This window comes from Streptomyces sp. NPDC003943 (genome assembly GCF_053605265.1).
In genome coordinates, this window is record NZ_JBSGIW010000093.1 from 1 (window position 1) to 18,400 (window position 18,400).

The 18,400-nt window shown below is 73.5% G+C and carries 14 protein-coding genes; 3 read left to right on the forward strand and 11 right to left on the reverse strand.

Features of this window, described 5'->3' with window-relative positions; genetic code table 11:
• Positions 1–338 precede the first annotated feature (338 nt).
• Positions 339–1,346 (reverse strand): stage II sporulation protein M, encoded by a 1,008-nt coding sequence (locus tag ACWEV0_RS29630; RefSeq protein ID WP_453152726.1) that lies wholly within the window; start codon positions 1,344–1,346, stop codon positions 339–341.
• A gap of 150 nt (positions 1,347–1,496) precedes the next feature.
• Between ACWEV0_RS29630 and ACWEV0_RS29635 the strand changes: the two genes are divergently transcribed.
• Complete coding sequence (locus tag ACWEV0_RS29635; protein WP_453152706.1) at positions 1,497–2,447, forward strand: RDD family protein; 951 nt, start codon at positions 1,497–1,499, stop codon at positions 2,445–2,447.
• Positions 2,448–2,449: 2 nt separating this feature from the next.
• Here the strand turns inward: ACWEV0_RS29635 and ACWEV0_RS29640 are convergent, their stop codons facing one another.
• Both ACWEV0_RS29640 and ahcY read right to left on the reverse strand, forming a co-directional pair.
• A complete protein-coding gene (locus tag ACWEV0_RS29640; protein WP_453152707.1) occupies positions 2,450–3,061 on the reverse strand; it encodes a hypothetical protein in 612 nt (203 codons plus the stop codon).
• Positions 3,062–3,333: 272 nt separating this feature from the next.
• Positions 3,334–4,788 (reverse strand): adenosylhomocysteinase, encoded by a 1,455-nt coding sequence (gene ahcY / locus ACWEV0_RS29645; RefSeq protein WP_453152708.1) that lies wholly within the window; start codon positions 4,786–4,788, stop codon positions 3,334–3,336.
• Positions 4,789–5,160: 372 nt separating this feature from the next.
• Here ahcY and lepB point away from each other — a divergent pair, with 372 nt between their 5' ends.
• Complete coding sequence (lepB, locus tag ACWEV0_RS29650) at positions 5,161–5,820, forward strand: signal peptidase I (protein WP_453152709.1); 660 nt, start codon at positions 5,161–5,163, stop codon at positions 5,818–5,820.
• Between the two features lie 124 nt (positions 5,821–5,944).
• On the opposite strand, the gene ACWEV0_RS29655 is transcribed toward lepB, so the two are convergent.
• The 6 genes from ACWEV0_RS29655 to ACWEV0_RS29680 all read right to left on the reverse strand — a co-directional run bounded on the left by ACWEV0_RS29655 (position 5,945) and on the right by ACWEV0_RS29680 (position 12,339).
• A complete protein-coding gene (locus ACWEV0_RS29655) occupies positions 5,945–6,880 on the reverse strand; it encodes a cation diffusion facilitator family transporter (RefSeq protein WP_453152710.1) in 936 nt (311 codons plus the stop codon).
• 81 nt (positions 6,881–6,961) lie between these two features.
• On the reverse strand, positions 6,962–8,113 hold the full coding sequence (manA, locus tag ACWEV0_RS29660; protein WP_453152711.1) for a mannose-6-phosphate isomerase, class I: 1,152 nt from the start codon (positions 8,111–8,113) through the stop codon (positions 6,962–6,964).
• Between the two features lie 198 nt (positions 8,114–8,311).
• Positions 8,312–9,466, reverse strand: coding sequence for an SIS domain-containing protein (locus ACWEV0_RS29665; RefSeq protein WP_453152712.1), 1,155 nt, complete (start codon positions 9,464–9,466; stop codon positions 8,312–8,314).
• 253 nt (positions 9,467–9,719) lie between these two features.
• Positions 9,720–9,902 (reverse strand): Trm112 family protein, encoded by a 183-nt coding sequence (locus ACWEV0_RS29670; RefSeq protein WP_356077011.1) that lies wholly within the window; start codon positions 9,900–9,902, stop codon positions 9,720–9,722.
• A gap of 529 nt (positions 9,903–10,431) precedes the next feature.
• Positions 10,432–11,799 carry a phosphomannomutase/phosphoglucomutase gene (locus ACWEV0_RS29675; RefSeq protein WP_453152714.1) on the reverse strand — a complete coding sequence of 456 codons (1,368 nt, stop codon included), beginning with the start codon at positions 11,797–11,799 and terminating at the stop codon, positions 10,432–10,434.
• Positions 11,800–11,901: 102 nt separating this feature from the next.
• The gene (locus tag ACWEV0_RS29680) at positions 11,902–12,339 is read right to left on the reverse strand and encodes a DUF3499 domain-containing protein (RefSeq protein ID WP_403801794.1); all 438 of its coding nucleotides are present in this window, start codon (positions 12,337–12,339) and stop codon (positions 11,902–11,904) included.
• Between the two features lie 326 nt (positions 12,340–12,665).
• Here ACWEV0_RS29680 and ACWEV0_RS29685 point away from each other — a divergent pair, with 326 nt between their 5' ends.
• Positions 12,666–13,088, forward strand: coding sequence for a metallopeptidase family protein (locus tag ACWEV0_RS29685; protein ID WP_453152727.1), 423 nt, complete (start codon positions 12,666–12,668; stop codon positions 13,086–13,088).
• Positions 13,089–13,140: 52 nt separating this feature from the next.
• Here ACWEV0_RS29685 and ACWEV0_RS29690 read toward each other — a convergent pair whose 3' ends face one another.
• Entirely contained in the window at positions 13,141–14,715 is a 1,575-nt protein-coding gene (locus tag ACWEV0_RS29690) for a DUF5719 family protein (protein ID WP_453152715.1), read from the reverse strand.
• Entirely contained in the window at positions 14,712–18,365 is a 3,654-nt protein-coding gene (locus ACWEV0_RS29695; protein WP_453152716.1) for a glycosyltransferase family 2 protein, read from the reverse strand. Before ACWEV0_RS29695 ends, ACWEV0_RS29690 begins: the two co-directional genes overlap by 4 nt.
• Positions 18,366–18,400: the final 35 nt, after the last annotated feature.

The window sequence follows — 18,400 nt, forward strand, 5'->3', positions numbered from 1 at the left end:
CTTTCCTCCGGGCGCTTCCTTCGTTTCCGACTCTATCAGATCTTTCCGATCCGATTTCCTCGGTGCTTTCCGGTCCCTTTCGACTTTCGTCGTTCTTTCGGGGCCTTCCGGCGCATTCCGACTTTATCAGATTCATTTCCGTCGACCCAATCGGCGACTTCGTGATTCGGATAAGGAATCGGGATGGCTCCAACCGGAGCAAGAGAGATTCTATCTCGGCCGCCAGGAGCTTGTCCAGCTTCCCGGGCAACCGTTTGAATCTACCTCCCCACGCCACCCGTGTCAACAGGTTTCGTGGGCGAAGAGGAGACTAGCAGGTCAGCGGGGTGCTCCGCACATCAGGCGGCGGTGGGGAGCTCGGCGGTGCGGTCGGCTTCCTCCACGTCGCCCGTGTCGCCGGCGCGGGCCGCTCGGCCGCCGAGGACGTAGACGTACGCGAGAAATGCCAGCTCAGCGGCGATCCCGATGCCGATACGCGCCCACGTGGGCAGATCGGAGGGCGTGACGAAGCCTTCGATGAGGCCGGAGACGAAGAGGACCAGGGCGAGGCCGATGGCCATGCCGATGGCGGCGCGGCCCTGCTGGGCTAGGGCCGCGCGGCGGGTGGTGGGCCCCGGGTCGATGAGGGTCCAGCCGAGACGGAGGCCGGTGCCGGCGGCGACGAAGACGGCGGTGAGTTCCAGGAGGCCGTGCGGAAGGACCAGGCCGAGGAAGACGTCGAGGCGGCCGGCGGAGGCCATCAGTCCCAGGCCGACGCCCAGGTTCAGCATGTTGGCGAAGAGGATCATCAGCACCGGGATGCCGAGGAAGGCGCCGAGGACGAGGCAGGTGGCGGCGGCCTGGGCGTTGTTCGTCCAGACCTGGGCGGAGAAGGACGCCGCCGGGTGGCTGGAGTAGTAGGTCTCGTACTGGCCGCCGGGGCGGGTCATCTCGCGCAGCTCGGCGGAGGCGCCGAGAGCGGACTGGACCTCGGGGTGGGTGCCGATCCACCAGCCGATCAGGGCCGCGAGGAGCGTGGAGAGGACGGCGGTCGGGATCCACCAGTGGCGCGAGCGGTAGACGGCGGCCGGGAACCCCGCGGTGAGGAAGGTGACCGCGTCCCGCCAGGAGGCGCGGCGGGTACCGGTGACCGTGGCGCGGGCGCGGGCGACGAGCTGGGTGAGCCGGGCCGTGAGCATCGGGTCGGGCGCGCTGGACTGGATGAGGGAGAGGTGGGTGGCGGTGCGCTGGTAGAGGGCGACGAGTTCGTCGGCCTCGGCGCCGGTGAGCCTGCGGCCGCGGCGGAGCAGGTGGTCGAGGCGGTCCCACTCGGCTCGGTGGGCGGTGACAAAGACGTCGAGGTCCATGATCGGCTGCTGCTCCAGGCACGGGTGCATACGGGTCGTACGGGGTGTACGGAGGCGCAGTACGGGTTCTGACTACTGCGGCGCGCTGCGGGTCAGCTTGGCAGACTGGCGTTCGGACGGGGTTCGACTGGGTGAAGAAGGGTGGGCGCCGTGAGCGGGGTGGTGACGGGGGATGCCGTCTATCTGGGGCTGCAGCCGGCGCGGCTGCCGAGCCGGGCGCTGGCGCTGCTGATCGACCTGGTCGCGGTGTGGGCCGCGTATCTGCTGATCGGCCTGGGGCTCGCGGTAGCCACGGCGTCGCTGGACGAGGCGGCGGTGACGGCCCTGTCCATCGTGTTGTTCCTGCTGGTCCTGGTCGGGGCGCCGATCGCGGTGGAGACGCTGTCGCACGGGCGGTCGCTGGGGAAGCTGGCGTGCGGGCTGCGGGTGGTGCGGGACGACGGCGGGCCGATCCGGTTCCGGCACGCACTGATGCGCGGGGCGATGGGGGTCGTGGAGATCCTGATGACCTTCGGGGCGGTCGCGTGCATCGCGTCGCTGGTGTCGGAGCGGGGGCGGCGGCTCGGCGACGTGTTCGCGGGAACGCTGGTGGTCCGGGAACGGGTGGCGCCGGCGGCGGGCCTGGCTGTGCCGCCTCCGCCGCCGTGGCTGGTGGGGCGGTTCGCGGGGCTCGATCTGTCGGCCGTGCCGGACGCGCTGTGGTTGGAGATACGTCAGTACCTGACGCGGATGCGGCAGCTCGACCCGGCGATCGGGCAGCGGTTGGCGGAGCGGCTCGCGGACGAACTGGTGGCGCGGACGGGGACACCTCCGCCGCCGGGAGTGCCGGCCGCCGCGTATCTGGCGGGTGTGGTGGCCGAGCGGCAGGCGCGGGACTCGCGGCGGGTGTTCGCGCCGCCGGCGGGCCGGCCTGCGGGGGTGGAGGGGGCTGCTGCTCCGGCTCCTGGCCCGCTCTCCCCTGCCCTCACGTCTCCGGCGCCTGTCTCACCGCCTGTCGTTCAGGCTCCGGTCGGCGAGTCTCCGGTCGTTCAGGCGGCCCCGGCCGTCCAGGCTCCCGTCGCTCCCGAGCGGCCCGCGACCGGGTTCGCGCCGCCCGCCTGAGCTCAGAGGACGTTCGGCGGGGTGTCGAGCTCTTCGAGTTCGATGCCGGGGGCGGCGAGGACCACGTCGCCGGCGATGTGAACGGTGTGCCGCTCCCCCGTGTCCAGGGCGCTGACCTGGTACTCGTCCACGATCAGGGGGCCGTTGTCAGTGGCGTGCGCTTCACTGTTCACCAGGGCCCAGGACTGGTCGACCGTCAGGGGGGCGAGGACGGGATCCGTGAAGGCGACGAGCCGGACGCGGGTCTCCGGGGAATCGGGGGTGAGGCGCAGGAGTCGGGAGATCGCGACGAGGAATGCCGGGGACGTGCCGGTGAAGGCGTGGGCGCGCACATTGCCTTCGGTGGCGTGGGTTCCGGTGGGGTCGGTACGGACCCAGGTGACGCCGTCGAGGGCGGCGCCGCGGACTTGCCAGTGCGCGGCGTGGAGTTCGAGGCGGATGGGGCGGCCCAGTTCGTCGACGGCCAGGTCGACGGAGCCGGTGGGCTCGCCGGAGGGGTTGGTGAGCTGTGAGACGTAGCGCCAGCCCGAGGGTCCGGGCGCGCAGTTGAAGTGCTCTTCACCGAGGGGGGTGTGATCGTGCGGATCATGGAGCGAATAGCGGCCGCGGGGCATGGGTCCTCGGGGTGCTTCCTGGAGCGGTAGTCGCGAGCGGGTGCTGCGAGCGAGTGCTGTGAGCCGGATCTGCGAGTGGTCGTCGCGAGCGGTGATCACGAGCGGTTGTCGCGACGGGTGCTGCGAGCGGGTTCCGCGAGCAGCTGTCGCGGAGAGACGAGGCAGGCCCCCGGCACGGGGGTGCGGGGGCCTGCCTTCTTCCGTCACGGGGTCCTGCGACGGGCGGGTGTCAGTGGGCTTTCACCCGGGGCTGTCACCCGCCGGTCGTGGGATCAGTAGCGGTAGTGGTCCGGCTTGAACGGGCCCTCGACCGAGACGCCGATGTACGCGGCCTGCTCCGGGCGGAGGGTCGTCAGCTTGACGCCGAGGGCGTCGAGGTGGAGGCGGGCGACCTTCTCGTCGAGGTGCTTCGGCAGCGTGTAGACGCCGACCGGGTACTCGGCGGTCTTGGCGAAGAGCTCGATCTGGGCCAGGGTCTGGTCCGCGAAGGAGTTCGACATCACGAAGGACGGGTGGCCGGTCGCGTTGCCCAGGTTGAGCAGGCGGCCCTCGGACAGCACGATGACGACCTTGCCGTCGGGGAAGGTCCAGGTGTGGACCTGCGGCTTGACCTCGTCCTTGACGATGCCCGGGATCGCGGCCAGGCCGGCCATGTCGATCTCGTTGTCGAAGTGGCCGATGTTGCCGACGATCGCCTGGTGCTTCATGCGGGCGATGTCGGACGCCATGATGATGTCCTTGTTGCCCGTGGTGGTGATGAAGATGTCGGCGGTCTCGACGACGTCCTCGAGCGTCGTCACCTGGTAGCCGTCCATCGCGGCCTGGAGGGCGCAGATGGGGTCGATCTCGGTGACGATGACGCGGGCGCCCTGGCCGCGGAGGGACTCGGCGCAGCCCTTGCCGACGTCGCCGTAGCCGCAGACGACGGCGGTCTTGCCGCCGATGAGGACGTCGGTGGCGCGGTTGATGCCGTCGATGAGGGAGTGGCGGCAGCCGTACTTGTTGTCGAACTTCGACTTGGTGACGGCGTCGTTCACGTTGATCGCCGGGAAGAGCAGGGAGCCGGCCTGCTGCATCTCGTAGAGGCGGTGGACACCGGTGGTGGTCTCCTCCGTCACGCCGCGGATGTCGGACGCCAGCTGGGTCCACTTCTGCGGGTTCTCGGAGAGGGTGCGGTTGAGGAGGCGGAGGATGTAGCCGTACTCCTCGCTGTCCGCGGTGGACGGGTCCGGGGCGGAGCCGGCCTTCTCGAACTCGACGCCCTTGTGGACGAGGAGGGTGGCGTCACCACCGTCGTCGAGGATCATGTTCGGGCCGCCGCTGGGCGAGTTCGGCCAGGTGAGGGCCTGCTCGGTGCACCACCAGTACTCCTCCAGCGTCTCGCCCTTCCAGGCGAAGACCGGGACGCCCTGCGGGTTGTCCGCGGTGCCGTTCGGGCCGACGGCGATGGCCGCGGCGGCGTGGTCCTGGGTGGAGAAGATGTTGCAGGAGGCCCAGCGGACCTCGGCGCCGAGGGCGACCAGGGTCTCGATGAGGACGGCGGTCTGCACGGTCATGTGCAGGGAGCCGGTGATGCGGGCGCCGGCGAGCGGCTGCTGCTCGGCGTACTCGCGGCGGATCGACATCAGGCCGGGCATCTCGTGCTCGGCGAGGGTGATCTCCTTGCGGCCGAACTCGGCCAGGGACAGGTCGGCGACCTTGAAGTCCTGCGTGGCGGCAGTCGTCATGACTGGAGCTGCTCCTCGTGTTTTCGGGTTCGAGGGTCGAGTGGGCGCCTGGCACCGCGGCTGTGGGGCGACGCGGGCATACGAATGCCCGGGTGCTCCCGCGGTGCAGTCGTCGGAGGCCCTCTCTCCCTCGGCCGACCCGTGTACGGACCGCCCGACCGCCATCAGCAGCGACGTCTGGCTGGTCACGAATCTACACCGATCGGCGCAGCGGCCCACAGTCCGCCCGGCCCGGAGACCGGTCGACGACTGGCCGGAGTCTGGCCGGATCGGGGCTCGACAAAGGGTTCGCGCCCCTCTGCCCGTACCGGCCGCGGGGCGCGTGGATAGGGTGCGGCCCGGATTCGTGCGGGAGGGACGGGAGGCTGAGTGATGAGACCAGGGCGAGGACTGCGGGTCGCGGGGTGGGTGCTGGTGCCGCTGGGTGCGCTGCTGGTCGCCGGGGGCCTGTGGCTGCGGAGCGCGTATCCCGGCCACACGGTGCCGAGCGACTCGATGCGGCCGACGTACACGTCAGGAGACCGGCTCTTCGCCGAGCGGATCGAGCCGTCGGAGGTACGGCGCGGGGACGTCGTCCTCGTCTCCGTGCCCGAGTGGGGCATCCGCGAGGGGCTGTCGGTGAAGCGGGTGATCGGGGTCGGCGGGGACCGGGTGACGTCCGACGAGCGGGCGGTGTACGTCAACGGGAAGCCGCTGCCGGAGCCGTACGTCTTCCACGGCGACCCGATCGGTGGCGCGCCGCCGATCGACGTGAAGGTGCCGGCGGGGCGGGTGTTCCTGCTCGGCGACAACCGGGGCAACTCGCTGGACTCGCGCTACCACCAGGACACGTCGCCGGGCGGGACGGTCCCCGTCTCGGCGGTGAAGGAGCGGGTCGCGGACAGTCCGGTGGGTGCGTTCGGCGCCATCGCCGGGGCCTTCGGCGGCGGCGTGGTGCTGCTCGTCGGGGCCGGGCTCGGGCTCGGTGGGTGGCTGGCCGGGCGGGCGCGGCGCACCGTGGTGCCTCCGGCCCCTCCGTACGTACGCGTCTGACGGACGCCACTGGCGGACGCGTCTGACGGACAGCGGATAGCCGGACAGCGGACAGCGGACGCCGGACGCCGGACAGGGCGAAGGGCCCCGGACCGAGATCGGTCCGGGGCCCTTCGCCACGCGGTCAGGCGCTCTTCGCCTGCGCCGCCTTCTCGCTGTAGATGTCGGGCTCCAGGTAGATGACCCGGGCGATCGGGACGGCCTCGCGGATGCGGACCTCGGCCGCGTCGATGGCGCGGGCGACCTCGGCGGCGGTGTCGTCGTGGCGGACGGCGATCTTGGCCGCGACGAGCAGCTCCTCGGGGCCGAGGTGGAGCGTGCGCATGTGGATGAGGCGGGTGACCGTCGCGCCGTCGACGATCGCGTCCTCGATCTTCTTCACCTCTTCGGTGCCCGCGGCCTCGCCGAGCAGCAGCGACTTGGTCTCGGCGGCGAGGACGAGCGCGATGAGGACGAGGAGGACACCGATGCAGACGGTGCCGATGCCGTCCCAAACGCCGTTGTCGGTGGCCAGCGCCAGGCCGACGCCGCCGAGGGCGAGCACGAGACCGATCAGGGCGCCGAAGTCCTCCAGGAGGACGACGGGCAGCTCGGGGGCCTTCGCCCGGCGGACGAAGTCCGTCCAGGACTGGTTGCCGCGCAGCTCGTTCGACTCCTTGATCGCGGTGCGGAAGGAGAAGGACTCCGCGATGATCGCGAAGACGAGGACGCCGACCGGCCAGTACCAGGCCTCGATCGGGTGCGGGTGCTTGATCTTCTCGTAGCCCTCGTAGACGGCGAACATGCCACCGACCGAAAACAGCACGATGGAGACGAGGAAGGCGTAGATGTAGCGCTCGCGGCCGTAGCCGAACGGGTGCTGCGGGGTGGCCTCGCGCTGGGCGCGCTTGCCGCCGAGGAGGAGCAGGCCCTGGTTGCCGGAGTCGGCCAGCGAGTGGACGGCCTCGGCGAGCATCGAGGACGAACCGCTGAAGATGTAGGCCACGAACTTGGCCGCGGCGATCGCGAGATTGGCCGCGAGTGCCGCCACGATCGCCTTGGTTCCGCCTGACGCGCTCATGGGTCTCCGTCTTCCCTTCGTCGATGCTCCGGCCGTACCGCGCGCGCTGTTACCACGGTGGTACGGCCGGTCATTGTTGCATCAGGCCACCACAGTGGCACGGAAAACCGTTCCCGTACCGGACAGTTCGGTCTTTTCGCCCGCCGGTACGAACACGGACTCGCCCGGCGCGAGGACCGCGTCGCCCACGGCCGGGCGGCCGGCGGTCGCGAGCAGGACCTGCGGGGTCCGGGCGGTGAGGTCGGTCGGGGCGGCGCCCTCGGCCCGTACGTAACGGGAGAGCCGGAACTCGTCGATCGGGGTGTCGTACAGCTCCTCGCCCGTCACCGACGCCTCCGGGCGCAGGATGCCCGGTTCGCCCGGCTCGAAGCGGACGACCCGCAGCAGTTCGGGGACGTCGACGTGCTTGGGGGTGAGCCCGCAGCGCAGCACGTTGTCCGAGTTGGCCATGATCTCCAGGCCGAGGCCCTCGATGTAGGCGTGCGGCACGCCCGCGCCCAGGAACAGCGCCTCGCCCGGCTGGAGCGTGACCGGGTTGAGCAGCATGGCGGCGAGGACGCCGGGGTCGCTCGGGTAGTGGTGGGCGATCCGGGCGTACGGGGCGTGGGCGCCGCCCAGGCGGGCGGCGGCGTGCGCGGCCTCGGCGACGGTGTGGGCGATCTCGGCGTGGTCGGCGGTGAGCAGCGCGGTGAGGACCTCGCGGAGGGCGGCCTCCTCGGGGTGGGCGTGCAGCACGTCGACGTACGGCTTGAGCGAGTCCACGCCGAGCGCGGCCATCGTGTCGGCGGCCTCGACGGGGTCACGGAAGCCGCACAGGCCGTGGAACTCGGTGAGCGCGCAGATGAGTTCGGGCTTGTGGTTGGCGTCCCTGTAGTTGCGCCGCGGGTCGTCGACCGGCAGGCCCGCGGCCTCCTCGGCGGCGAAACCGGCGCGCGCCTGGTCGAGGTCGGGGTGGACCTGGAGGGAGAGCGGGGCACCGGCGGCGAGGATCTTGAAGAGGAACGGGAGGCGCGGGCCGAACTTCTCGACGGTGGCCGGGCCGAGTTCGCGTACGGGGTCGGCGTCGATGAGCTCGTTGAGGGGACCGCGGCCGGTGCGGGAGGGGGCGCCGGGGTGGGCCCCCATCCACATCTCGGCCTGGGGCTCGCCGGTCGGGGCGACGCCGAGCAGTTCCGGGATGGCCGTCGTGGAACCCCAGGCGTAGGGGCGCACGGTGTTGACGAGGCGGTCCATGGGGCTTCCAGCTCTTTTCAGTGCGGTGGGTGCGGTGATGGACGTGGGGGTGGTGGTGGGGGGCGGTGGTGTGGCTGGGCGGTGATGGGTCTGGGGGCAGTGGCGTGTGTGCGTACGGCTCAGGGCGTGCGGGGGCGGCGCGCGGCCGTGGTGCGTGGTGGCTTCGCGCGTCGGGGTGTCATGCGTGCTGTGCTGCGGTTACTCGGTGGGGAGGCCCGAGGAGGCGAGGGACAGGTACACGGCGGCGAAGTCGGTGACGGCGATGAGCTCGGCGAGGTTCTCCAGCGCGTTGCCCTCTTCCGGCTCCACCTCGCTGATGGCCGTGTCGTGGCCGAGGGCGAGTTCGCGGGCGGCGGGCGCGGCGCTGAGCGCGTTGCCCTCGCCGGGCCGGTCGCGCAGCAGCACGACCCGGGTGTGCAGGGCCTGCGGCTCGTCGACGCGGTCGCGGAAGAAGTCGTCGGGGTCGGACCCGGCCGCGTAGTCGCCGGTCAGCAGCATGCCGTGGGCGGGCAGCGCCTCCGGCAGCTCGGCGGCGAGCGCGGGCAGGCCGGCCAGCTCGGCGAGGATCGCGGCGAACCGGCGGCCGGCCGGTCCCGCCGCCTCGCCCTCGGTCCAGACGAGCGGCAGGGTGTCGGCGAGCTCGGCGGCGAGGGTCTTCGCCGGGTTGCTGTACGTGGCGATGGCCGGGCCGCAGCGCTCCGCCATCCGGTCCAGGCGTTCGGCGACCTGCTCCAGCGCGTCCGGCGGTGCCTCCAGGAGGCCGACCCGGTCGAGCAGCGCGAGCAGCGGCGTGAACAGGGCCCACAGCGCGCCCGGGCTCGCGGCCAGCGACTCGCCGTACTCGTCCGGCGCCTCGTGCGGGGCCATCGCCAGCGGCACGAACAGACCGCGGGAGCCGCCCATGGACTCGGCGAGCGGGGAGCCCTTCGGGGCGACGGCGACGACGGTGATGCCGCGGCGGTACGCCTGTTCGACGAGGAGGGTGAGGCCCGGCTCGGAGCCGTCGGTCGTCGGCACGAGGAGGAGGTCGACCGAGCCCGCCCAGCCGGGCAGCGCCCAGCGCAGTGCGCCGGCGGCCGCGGCGACGCCCGTCGGCTGCAGCCGGATCACCGGTGCGGCCGCGCCCGCGAGGGCACCGACCAGATCGGCGACACCGGCGGCGGCGGTGCCGGGGCCCGCGACCAGGACCGCGCGGGGACGGCCGTCCGGGCGGAGCTCCGCGATGCCGGCCTCGGCGGCGTGCCGGGCGGCGGTCCGTACCCGCGCGCCCGCCTCGGCGGCGCCGCGGAGCAGGCCGCGGTGGTCGGCGAGGGCGAGGGCTTCCGGTGCGTCGAGGAGGGTCTCGTCGAGCATGTGGCGGGCCTCCGGTCGTCGGTGGCGGACCCTCGGCCGGTGGTCGGCCGGGGTGCCGCGTGGTCTGTCCCCCGAGGGTTGCCCCTGGGGGGACCGCCCCCAGAGGTCTCCTCGTCGAGGTCTCCTCTTCAGAGGCTTCCCCGTCGTACGGGTCGTGTACGGGCCGCGTACGGGTCGCCAACGGCGCGCGTGTCGCCTACGGCGTCGTGTCCCGTACGGCGCGCGTGTCCCGTACGGCGTACGGGCGTACGGGTTACTCGGGGCGACGGGCCTCGTCGACGAGCAGGACCGGGATGCCGTCGCGGACCGGGTACGCGAGACCGCAGTCGGCGGAGGTGCAGACGAGCTCCGGGGTCTCCTCCGCGGAACGGTCGTTCAGCGGGGCGTGGCAGGCCGGGCAGGCCAGGATCTCCAGGAGGCCGGCTTCGAGCGGCATGGGCGGTCCCTTCGGGGAACGGTACGGACGGTCTTCGGGCCAGGTCAGCCTACCGCCGGGCCGCGGGCGGCGCCCTTGATGCGGGGCGGGGCGCCGCTGGTTACGTTGCGGGTCTTTCGTGGCGGAGAGGGGGCGGGGCGTGGGCGGAGCGGGAAACGGGGGGCGACGGGTTGTGCGCGTCGCCGGCGCGGCGTGCCCGAGGGCGCGGCGCGTCGGGGGAGGTCCACCGGGCGCCCCGGCCCGGTGAGCGCGGCGTGCGCGTGGGCGGCGTAGGCCCAGGAGCGGAACGCGGCCGCAAGGGCGCCGACCCGTGTGCCCACCCGTCCCTCCCCCTGGGGCTTCGCCCTGGGGGGACCCTCATGCGGGACGGTTGCCCACACGAGGGAGGGTGGGGCGGCGAGCACCCGGCGGGGGCGGAAGGCAGGGCCAGGGGCGGGGCAACGCCCCGCGCAAGCCCGAGGGCGGGGACAGGGCAACGCCCAGGCGAAGCCGGAGGGCGGCGGTCGCCCCCACCCTCACCCCCCGCGTCTCAGGCGCGGATCAGGGACAGTGCCTCGTCGCGTACGCGCTGCATCGTCGCCTCGTCGCGGGCCTCCACGTTCAGGCGGAGGAGCGGTTCCGTGTTGGAGGCGCGGAGGTTGAACCACCAGTCGGCGGCGGTGACCGTGAGGCCGTCGAGGTCGTCGAGGGTGACGCCCTCGCGGGAGGCGAAGGCGGTGCGCACGGCGGTGAGGCTGGCGGACTGGTCGGCGACGGTGGAGTTGATCTCGCCGGAGGAGGCGTAGCGGTCGTAGGAGGAGACCAGGGCGGAGAGCGGGCCGTCCTGGCCGCCGAGGGCCGCGAGGACGTGGAGCGCGGCGAGCATGCCGGTGTCCGCGTTCCAGAAGTCCTTGAAGTAGTAGTGGGCGGAGTGCTCGCCGCCGAAGATGGCGCCGGTCTTCGCCATCTCCTCCTTGATGAAGGAGTGGCCGACGCGCGTCCGCACCGGCGTTCCGCCGTGCTCGCGGACGACCTCCGGGACGGACCAGGAGGTGATCAGGTTGTGGATGATCGTGCCGCTGCCGCCGTGCTTGGCGAGCTCGCGCGCCGCGACGAGGGCGGTGATCGCGGACGGGGAGACCGGGTCGCCGTTCTCGTCGACGACGAAGCAGCGGTCGGCGTCGCCGTCGAAGGCGAGGCCGAGGTCGGCGCCCTCGGCGCGGACGCGGGCCTGGAGGTCGACGATGTTCTTCGGGTCGAGCGGGTTGGCCTCGTGGTTCGGGAAGGTGCCGTCGAGCTCGAAGTACATCGGGACGACGTCGAGCGGCAGGCCCGCGAAGACGGTGGGCACGGTGTGGCCGCCCATGCCGTTGCCCGCGTCGACGACGACCTTGAGCGGGCGGATGGAGGCGAGGTCCACGAGGGAGAGCAGGTGGGCCGCGTAGTCCTTGAGCGTGTCGCGCTCGGTGACCGTGCCCGGCTGCTCGGCCGGCTCGGGCGCGCCCTGCTCCGTCCACTGCTCGGCGAGCGCGCGGATGTCGGAGAGGCCGGTGTCCTGGCCGACCGGGGCGGCGCCGGCGCGGCACATCTTGATGCCGTTGTACTGGGCCGGGTTGTGCGAGGCGGTGAACATCGCGCCCGGCAGGCCGAGCTGCCCGGAGGCGAAGTACAGCTGGTCGGTGGAGCAGAGCCCGATCATGGTGACGTCGGCGCCGAGGCGGGCCGCGCCGCGCGCGAAGGCGGCGGCGAGACCGGGCGAGGACGGGCGCATGTCGTGGCCGATGACGACGGCCTGGGCGTCGACGACCCGTACGAACGCGGCGCCGAAGAGCTCCGCCAGGGTCTCGTCCCACTGATCCGGCACCACCCCGCGGACGTCGTACGCCTTCACGATCTGCGACAGATCAGCAGCAGCCACGGACCAACCCTCCTGAGGTCTCGGTATGTCTCGGCTCGCGCGACCCGCGTCGTGGAGGACGCGGATTTCGCGGGGCCCAAACTACCCGGAAGGGGGCCTTGATCAGTTTTCGGGGGAACGGAGCACCCGTAGGTGTCCCCGGCGGCCGACCTCCATCGGGTCGCCGCTCCGGCCGCCCGGGACGCCCTTGCCGCCGGCCTCCGCCGCGCGTTCCTGGGGGCGGGCCGCCTCCCGTACCGCGTTGGCGAGGGCTTCGAGGTCGTCGCCGCTGGGGCGGGTGGGGGCGGTGCCGTCGGAGAGCCGCACGACCTCCCAGCCGCGCGGCGCGGTCAGGCGCTCGCTGTGCTCGGCGCACAGGTCGTAGCAGTGGGGCTCGGCGTAGGTGGCGAGCGGGCCGAGGACCGCAGTCGAGTCGGCATAGACGTACGTCAGTGTCGCGACGGCAGGGCGGCCGCACGCGGTGCGCGAACAGCGACGTACAGGGCTCACGACGTTGGACGGTACCGCACTCTTGAGCGGGCCGCGACGACTCTCCCCCAGGTCACTCCACCGTGTCGCGGTGTGACGTCCGCCACGAGGCCGTTCGGGAGGGCCGTTCTGACCTGCGGGAGTGCTGGGATACGGCCTGGATACGGGGGCCGGGGCGGGGCGGGATCCGGACAGCCGGGAGGAGAAATCCGGTCATGGACGGCCAGATGGCCGATCCGAGGAGGCTGGTGAATCGTGCCGTTGTCCGGCCGGAACGATCGGCTTCCGACAGCTTCCGACAGCGGTGACGGACGCACGCCACCGTTCCGGCCGCTTTACACCGGTCCCGAACCACCGGAGAGAGTTACGCTGCGTCAGTGACGGACACCACCGAGAGCATGGACAGCACCGGTCCCGTACCGCGCGTGCGGCGCCGTGATCGGCACGGCCGGGGCATGCGGGGGCCGGTCGCCCCGCCGCAGGTCCCGCTGTCCGCGAGCCGAGCGGACACCTTCCGCGATCTGGTCCTGGACTCGGTGGAGCGTCTTGAGCGGCGCTGGCCGCAGCTCGCCGACGTGGAGTTCATGGTGATGGAGGTCCCGCCGGCGGTGCCGGGCGAGCCGGTCGTGCCGCTGGGCGGCTCGATCCCCGCGGAGAAGAACGAGCCGGCCCGCGTGGTCGTCTACCGCAGGCCGGTCGAGATCCGCTCGAAGAGCCGCGACGAGCGGGCCCTGCTCGTCCACGAGGTCGTCGTCGAGCAGGTGGCCGACCTCCTCGGCCTGTCCCCCGAGTCGGTCGACCCGCGGTACGGCCAGGACTGACCCTCATTCCCCGCGGTACGGCCAGGACTGGCCACGTCCCCCGAGGCCGGGCTCAGTCGTCGAGCACCGTCAGGTCCTGACGCGCCTTCGGCACCTGCACCGTGCCCCGGTCGTCGACGAGCGGCTGGACCGTGAACATCGGGATGCCGTCCTGCGGCAGCGCCAGGGTGCGCGAGGCGTGCACCGGGCCGCCCGAGAGGTGTTCGACGGTGATCGCGTAGGAGCCCTTGAGGCCGTCGGGGACGGGCGCGTCCATGGAGAGCGTGGTGCCGCCCTTGACCGTGACCGTCCTGGTGACCGGCGTGCCGCCGTCGGAGCCGGCCGAGGCGGTGATCCGGACCTCGGCGCTCGCGGCGGGCGCGGTCAGGGCGAGGGTGGCGCCCTTGGCGCGGTTGTCGGCGACGGTGGCGCGGCCCTCGATGGCGCCGGTGGCCGGGATGAAGGCGACCTCCTGCTTGTCGCCCTTGCCGCGCGCGACCCTCAGGGCGGCCACGACCGGCGTGGCCTTCTTCGGGTCGGCCGGGGTCAGCAGCAGCGAGCCGGGCTCGCCGCGCGTGAGGTCGGGCAGGTCGACGGCGGCGGTCATGCCGGACTTGACGTGCAGGGTGCCGGCGCCGGCCGGGACGATCGTGCCGGTCGGGGTGACCAGCTGGACCTTCAGGTCGGCGTCGTCGTCGCCCGGCGCGTACGCCACGAGCCGGACCGAGGTCGCGTCGGCGGGGATGCCGGGCAGGACGGCGGTGCCGGCCGGGTCGGCGGAGGCCGGGAGCCAGTCGCTGCCGGCCTTCTCGTCGGCGACGCCGACGACGGCGCCGACGCGGCCGCTGCGGGTGGTCACGTGGACGGTGACGTCCTGCTGGGCCGGGTCGGCGGTGAGGGTGGGCAGCAGCACCGGGACGCTGGAGTGCGCGGGGACCGGGATGCCCTCGGTGACCTGGGACTTCAGGACGCCCTCGGGGCCGTACAGCTCGATGTCGGCGACGGCCGCGCTGTCGTCGGGGTTGGTGAGGTGGACGTAGTCCTGGCGGTCCTTGGCCGTGGACGCGGCCGGGAACCAGAAGTCGGTGTCGGGGGCGGTGCAGCCGACGCCGAGCAGGCCGCGGGCGCCGCCGGCCGGGACGACGGTGGTCTGCTGGACGGTCCAGCCGGGCGCGAGGGCGCCGCTCGCCGTGCCGATCAGGGCGGGCGCGTCGGGGCCGTCGGCCTCGGCGGTGACCGGGGTGCCGGCCTGGGTGACGGTCGCCGGGGCCTTGGGCGCCTTGGGCTTCTTCGACTTGTCGTCGGAGGACGCGTCCTCGCCGGGGAGGGTGGCGGCGGTGGCGGGCTTCAGCTCGGCCTTGGCCGCCTTCTGCCCGCCCGTCTGGCCGGTCGTCTGTCCGCCGCTCTGTCCGGCCGTCTGTCCCGTGCCCTTGCCCGTGGCGGCGGGGGTGTACGAGGTGTACGCCGTCTCCGCCACCTCCGAGGTGCTCGGCACCGGGCAGAGCAGACCGGCGCGCTCGACCGGCAGCCGCGTCGGCAGCGCGGTCGCGACCGGCGCGGTGCCGTCGGGGGCGGTCAGCACGGCCACGCCGGTGACGGCGGCCAGGGCGGTGGCGACCGCGATCAGGGAGAGGGTGGTGCGCTTCACTGGTTGCTGCTCCCGTCGGGACGCTGCCCGTAGCCGTACGGGTCGTAGGGGTCGTACGGCTGCTGCGGGTCGTAGCCGTTCGGCTGCTGTTCCTGCTGGTGCTGCGCGTACGGGTCGTACTGCTGCTGCTCGTACTGCTGCTCGTACTGCTGCTGGTCGCCGTAGTACTGCTGCTGGGCGTACGGGTCGTAGGCGTACTGCTCCTGGTGCTGATCCTGGTAGTAGCCCTGCTGGGGCGCGGCGGCGTACTGGCCGTCCCACTCCGGCTGTTCCGGTACGGGTGCGGCTACGGGTACGGGCGCGGGCTCCGCGACCGGCTGCGGCTCCTGCCCGGGTACGGGGAACTCCCCGGCCTCCGCGGCCTCCGCGGCTGCCTCCGCCTCCGCCGCGGCGCGCAGGCGGCGGGCGCGGCGGCCGTCGCCCTCGGCGGCCTGGGCGGGGATGGCGAGCTCCTCGTCGGGCAGGTCGTCGTCGATGTCGCGGCGGCGGCCGGGCAGGGCGAGGACGAGGAGGACGAGCGCGAGGCCGGCCTGGGCCCAGATCCACGCGGTGTGGCCGATCGGGTCGTCGAAGGTGAGGTCGAGGCGGCCGCCCTCGGCGGGCAGTTCGAAGCCCTGGGCCCAGCCGTCGACCGTGACGGGCTTGAGCGCCTTGCCGTCGAGGGTGGCGGTCCAGCCGCTGTCGGCGCGGTCGGCGACGCGCAGGACGCGTCCGGCGGGGCCGGCCGGGAGCTTGGTGTGGGCCTCGACGGGCCCGGCGGCGACGGCCACGGCCTTGGCCGGCTCGGCGTCCGCCGTCTTGTCCGCGCCGGACTCGCTGCCGGGCACGATCATGATGCGGGCGACCTCGCGGTCGACGCGCCACAGCGCGCTGCCGTCGAGCTGGCTGAGCCGGCTGAGGCCCGGGGTGGCGTCGAGGACGCGGCTCATCGAGCGCGGCGCCCCGTCCCGTACCAGCACGTAGCGGATGGCGAAGCCGCTCAGCTCCTCGGTCTGGTCGGCTCCGGAGCCGGCCACGAGGTGGGCGACGACCTGGTCGAGGCGCGGGTCGCTGCCGCCGGTGGCGGCGAGTTCGGCGTCGCCGAGGCGGCCGCCGGAGCCGCGGACCAGGGTGTACGCGACCTCGCCGGGCGAGCTGCCGCCGAGGACGAGGGTGCGGGCCTGGTCGCGGGTGCCGCTCTCCTCGGCGACGAACGCGGGCACCTGGACCGGGTCGCGGCGGGTGAGCGGGCCGTCTGCGCCGTCGATCATCCAGCCGGCGGCGGCCACGACCGGGCCGAGGGCGCAGGCGAGGGCGACGAGGGCGGCGACGGGCTGGCGCCAGCCGAAGCCGTGGGCGGCGACGCGGGTGCGGCCGCCCTCGGCGCCGATCATGGCGGCGGCGAGCAGCGCGGCGCCGTAGACGAGGGTGGCGGGGCCGGCCCAGCCGGTCTCGGTGTCGCCGGCGCCGTTGGTGAGGACGGCGAAGAGCAGTCCGGCGAGGGCGGCGGCCCAGGCGGCGCGGACGGCGAGCACCCGCTCGGCGCGCAGCAGGGCGCCGAGCGCGGCGAGCACGAGGCCGAGGAGGACGAGCCCGCTGGTGGTGCCGGGGCCGCCGGGGCTGGTGCCGAGCAGGTCGAGCGCGCCGGCGGTGCCCGTGCGGATGTCGAGGCCGGCCTCGCGCAGGAAGGCGGCGGGGCTGGTCAGCAGGGAGAGCGACCAGGGGGCCAGGACGAGGACCGGGGTGCCGACGGTGGCGAGGAAGCGCAGTCCGTACGCGGTGATGTCGCCGCGGCGGAGCGCGAGCACGCCCAGGCCGAGGAGGACCGCGAGCGGCCAGACGACCGGCGTGAACGCCATCGCGAAGGTGAGGAGGAAGGTGTACGCCCAGGTGGCGCGCCAGCTGCCGCGCTCGCCGCCGGACCGGTTCAGCCCGTACGAGGAGACGGCGGCGCGGGCGATGAGCGGAAGCAGGATCGCGAGGACGGCGGTGCCGAGCCGGCCGGCGGCGAGGGCGCCGGTGGCGGCGGGCAGGAAGGCGTAGGCGACGGCGGCCCAGGCGCGCAGGAGCCGGGATTCGACGATGCCGCGGGAGGCGAAGTACGCGGTGAAGCCGGCGAGCGGGACCGAGCAGACGAGCAGCAGGGTCAGCGCGAAGGACGTCGAGCCGAGGAACAGCGCGGAGAGCGCGGCCAGGACGGCGAGGTAGGGCGGGGCGGTCTGGGTGCCGCCGGTGCCGATGGCGTGCCAGCCGTCGGCGTACCGCGACCAGAGTCCGGAGACGGTGTCGGGCGCGGGCAGCAGGGCGCCGCCGGCGAGGGAGCCGCCGCCGAAGAGGTTGCGGCAGGCGACGACGGAGATCACGAGGAGGAGCGCGAAGAGGACGGGCCCGGGCTTGCGGGCGATCTTCTTCAGCCGGGCGAACTGCTCGATCTCCAGGAAGTCGGCGTCGTCGCCCCCGGGTCCGGACTCGACCACGCCGTGCCGGGAGCCGCCGGAGTCGGCGTCGGAGCCGCCGAAGTGGGAGGCGAGCTGCTCGGCGGCGGCACGGACGGTGGCGCCGGGCGGCGGGAAGAGCGGGCGGAGCTCGCTCGCGGGGACGGCCGGGTTCTTGCGCCGGCGGCGCGCGGCGAGGATCTTCTCCGGGCGGAGCAGCGTGGCGAGCAGGCCCATGACCTCGTCGACGGCCTGGCCGGGGGCCTTGCCGACGAGATAGCCGAGGGTGCGGAGCACGGTGCCGACGACGAGCCGGAGAAAGACGTACGGGAGGGTCGCGCCGCGGCTGTTGGCGAGCAGCGTGTAGACGGCGCCGGCCTTGTCGACGCGGTGCGGGTTGGCGGCGGAGCGGCCGGCGCAGTCGACGGTGCGGCGCTCGCGGGCGGACGCCTCGGCGTGCCGGAGCACGGCGTCGGGAGCGACGAGGACGCGGTGGCCGGCGGCGTGGGCGCGCCAGCACAGGTCGACGTCGTCGCGCATGAGGGGCAGCCGGCGGTCGAAGCCGCCGAGTTCCTCGAAGACGTCGCGCCGGATCAGCATGCCGGCGCTGGAGACGGAGAGGACGGAGCGGATCTGGTCGTGCTGGCCCTGGTCCTGCTCGCGGCGGTCGAGCCCGGTCCAGCGGCGGCCGCTGCGGGCGATGGAGACGCCGGCTTCGAGCAGCTGCTTGCGGTCGTACCAGCCGCGCAGCTTGGGGCCGATGACGGCCGCGTACTCGTCGCTGTCGGCGACGCGGAGGAGTTCGGCGAGCGCGCTCGGTTCGGGCGCGCAGTCGTCGTGGAGCAGCCAGAGCCACTGGACCGGCTCGCCGTGCGGGAGTTCGGGCAGGTCGTAGTTCTCGTCCCGCCAGGTGCGGGTGACCGGGTCCCAACTGCTGGGCCGCTTCAGGTAGCTGAGCTCCTCGGGCCCGAGGACGGGCGCGGTGCGCGCGGCCTCCTCGACGGCGGCGCCGAAGCCGGTGCGGCGGGCGAGGTGCAGGACGCGGTCGTCGCCGAGTGCGTCGCTGAGCAGCCGCGCGGAGTCGTCGGCGCTGCCGGTGTCGGCGGCGACGGCGTTCTGTACGGGGCGTTCCTGGGCGAGCAGCCCGGCGAGGGCGTCCGGCAGCCAGCGGGCGCCGTCGTGGGCGACGAGCACGGCGGTGACGACGTGTCGCGGAAACTCAGGAGTTGAGGACATCGAGCTACGGGCCCTCCGGCCGGGGGTCGCCCGCG

Coding starts and splice junctions, on each gene's coding strand:
- ACWEV0_RS29655 (WP_453152710.1), bottom strand. CDS start 6,880: ATGAGCGCGTCAGGCGGAACCAAGGCGATCGTGGCGGCACTCGCGGCC.
- lepB (WP_453152709.1), top strand. CDS start 5,161: ATGAGACCAGGGCGAGGACTGCGGGTCGCGGGGTGGGTGCTGGTGCCG.
- ACWEV0_RS29685 (WP_453152727.1), top strand. CDS start 12,666: ATGGACAGCACCGGTCCCGTACCGCGCGTGCGGCGCCGTGATCGGCAC.
- ACWEV0_RS29695 (WP_453152716.1), bottom strand. CDS start 18,365: ATGTCCTCAACTCCTGAGTTTCCGCGACACGTCGTCACCGCCGTGCTC.
- ACWEV0_RS29640 (WP_453152707.1), bottom strand. CDS start 3,061: ATGCCCCGCGGCCGCTATTCGCTCCATGATCCGCACGATCACACCCCC.
- ahcY (WP_453152708.1), bottom strand. CDS start 4,788: ATGACGACTGCCGCCACGCAGGACTTCAAGGTCGCCGACCTGTCCCTG.
- ACWEV0_RS29630 (WP_453152726.1), bottom strand. CDS start 1,346: ATGGACCTCGACGTCTTTGTCACCGCCCACCGAGCCGAGTGGGACCGC.
- ACWEV0_RS29670 (WP_356077011.1), bottom strand. CDS start 9,902: ATGCCGCTCGAAGCCGGCCTCCTGGAGATCCTGGCCTGCCCGGCCTGC.
- manA (WP_453152711.1), bottom strand. CDS start 8,113: ATGGACCGCCTCGTCAACACCGTGCGCCCCTACGCCTGGGGTTCCACG.
- ACWEV0_RS29665 (WP_453152712.1), bottom strand. CDS start 9,466: ATGCTCGACGAGACCCTCCTCGACGCACCGGAAGCCCTCGCCCTCGCC.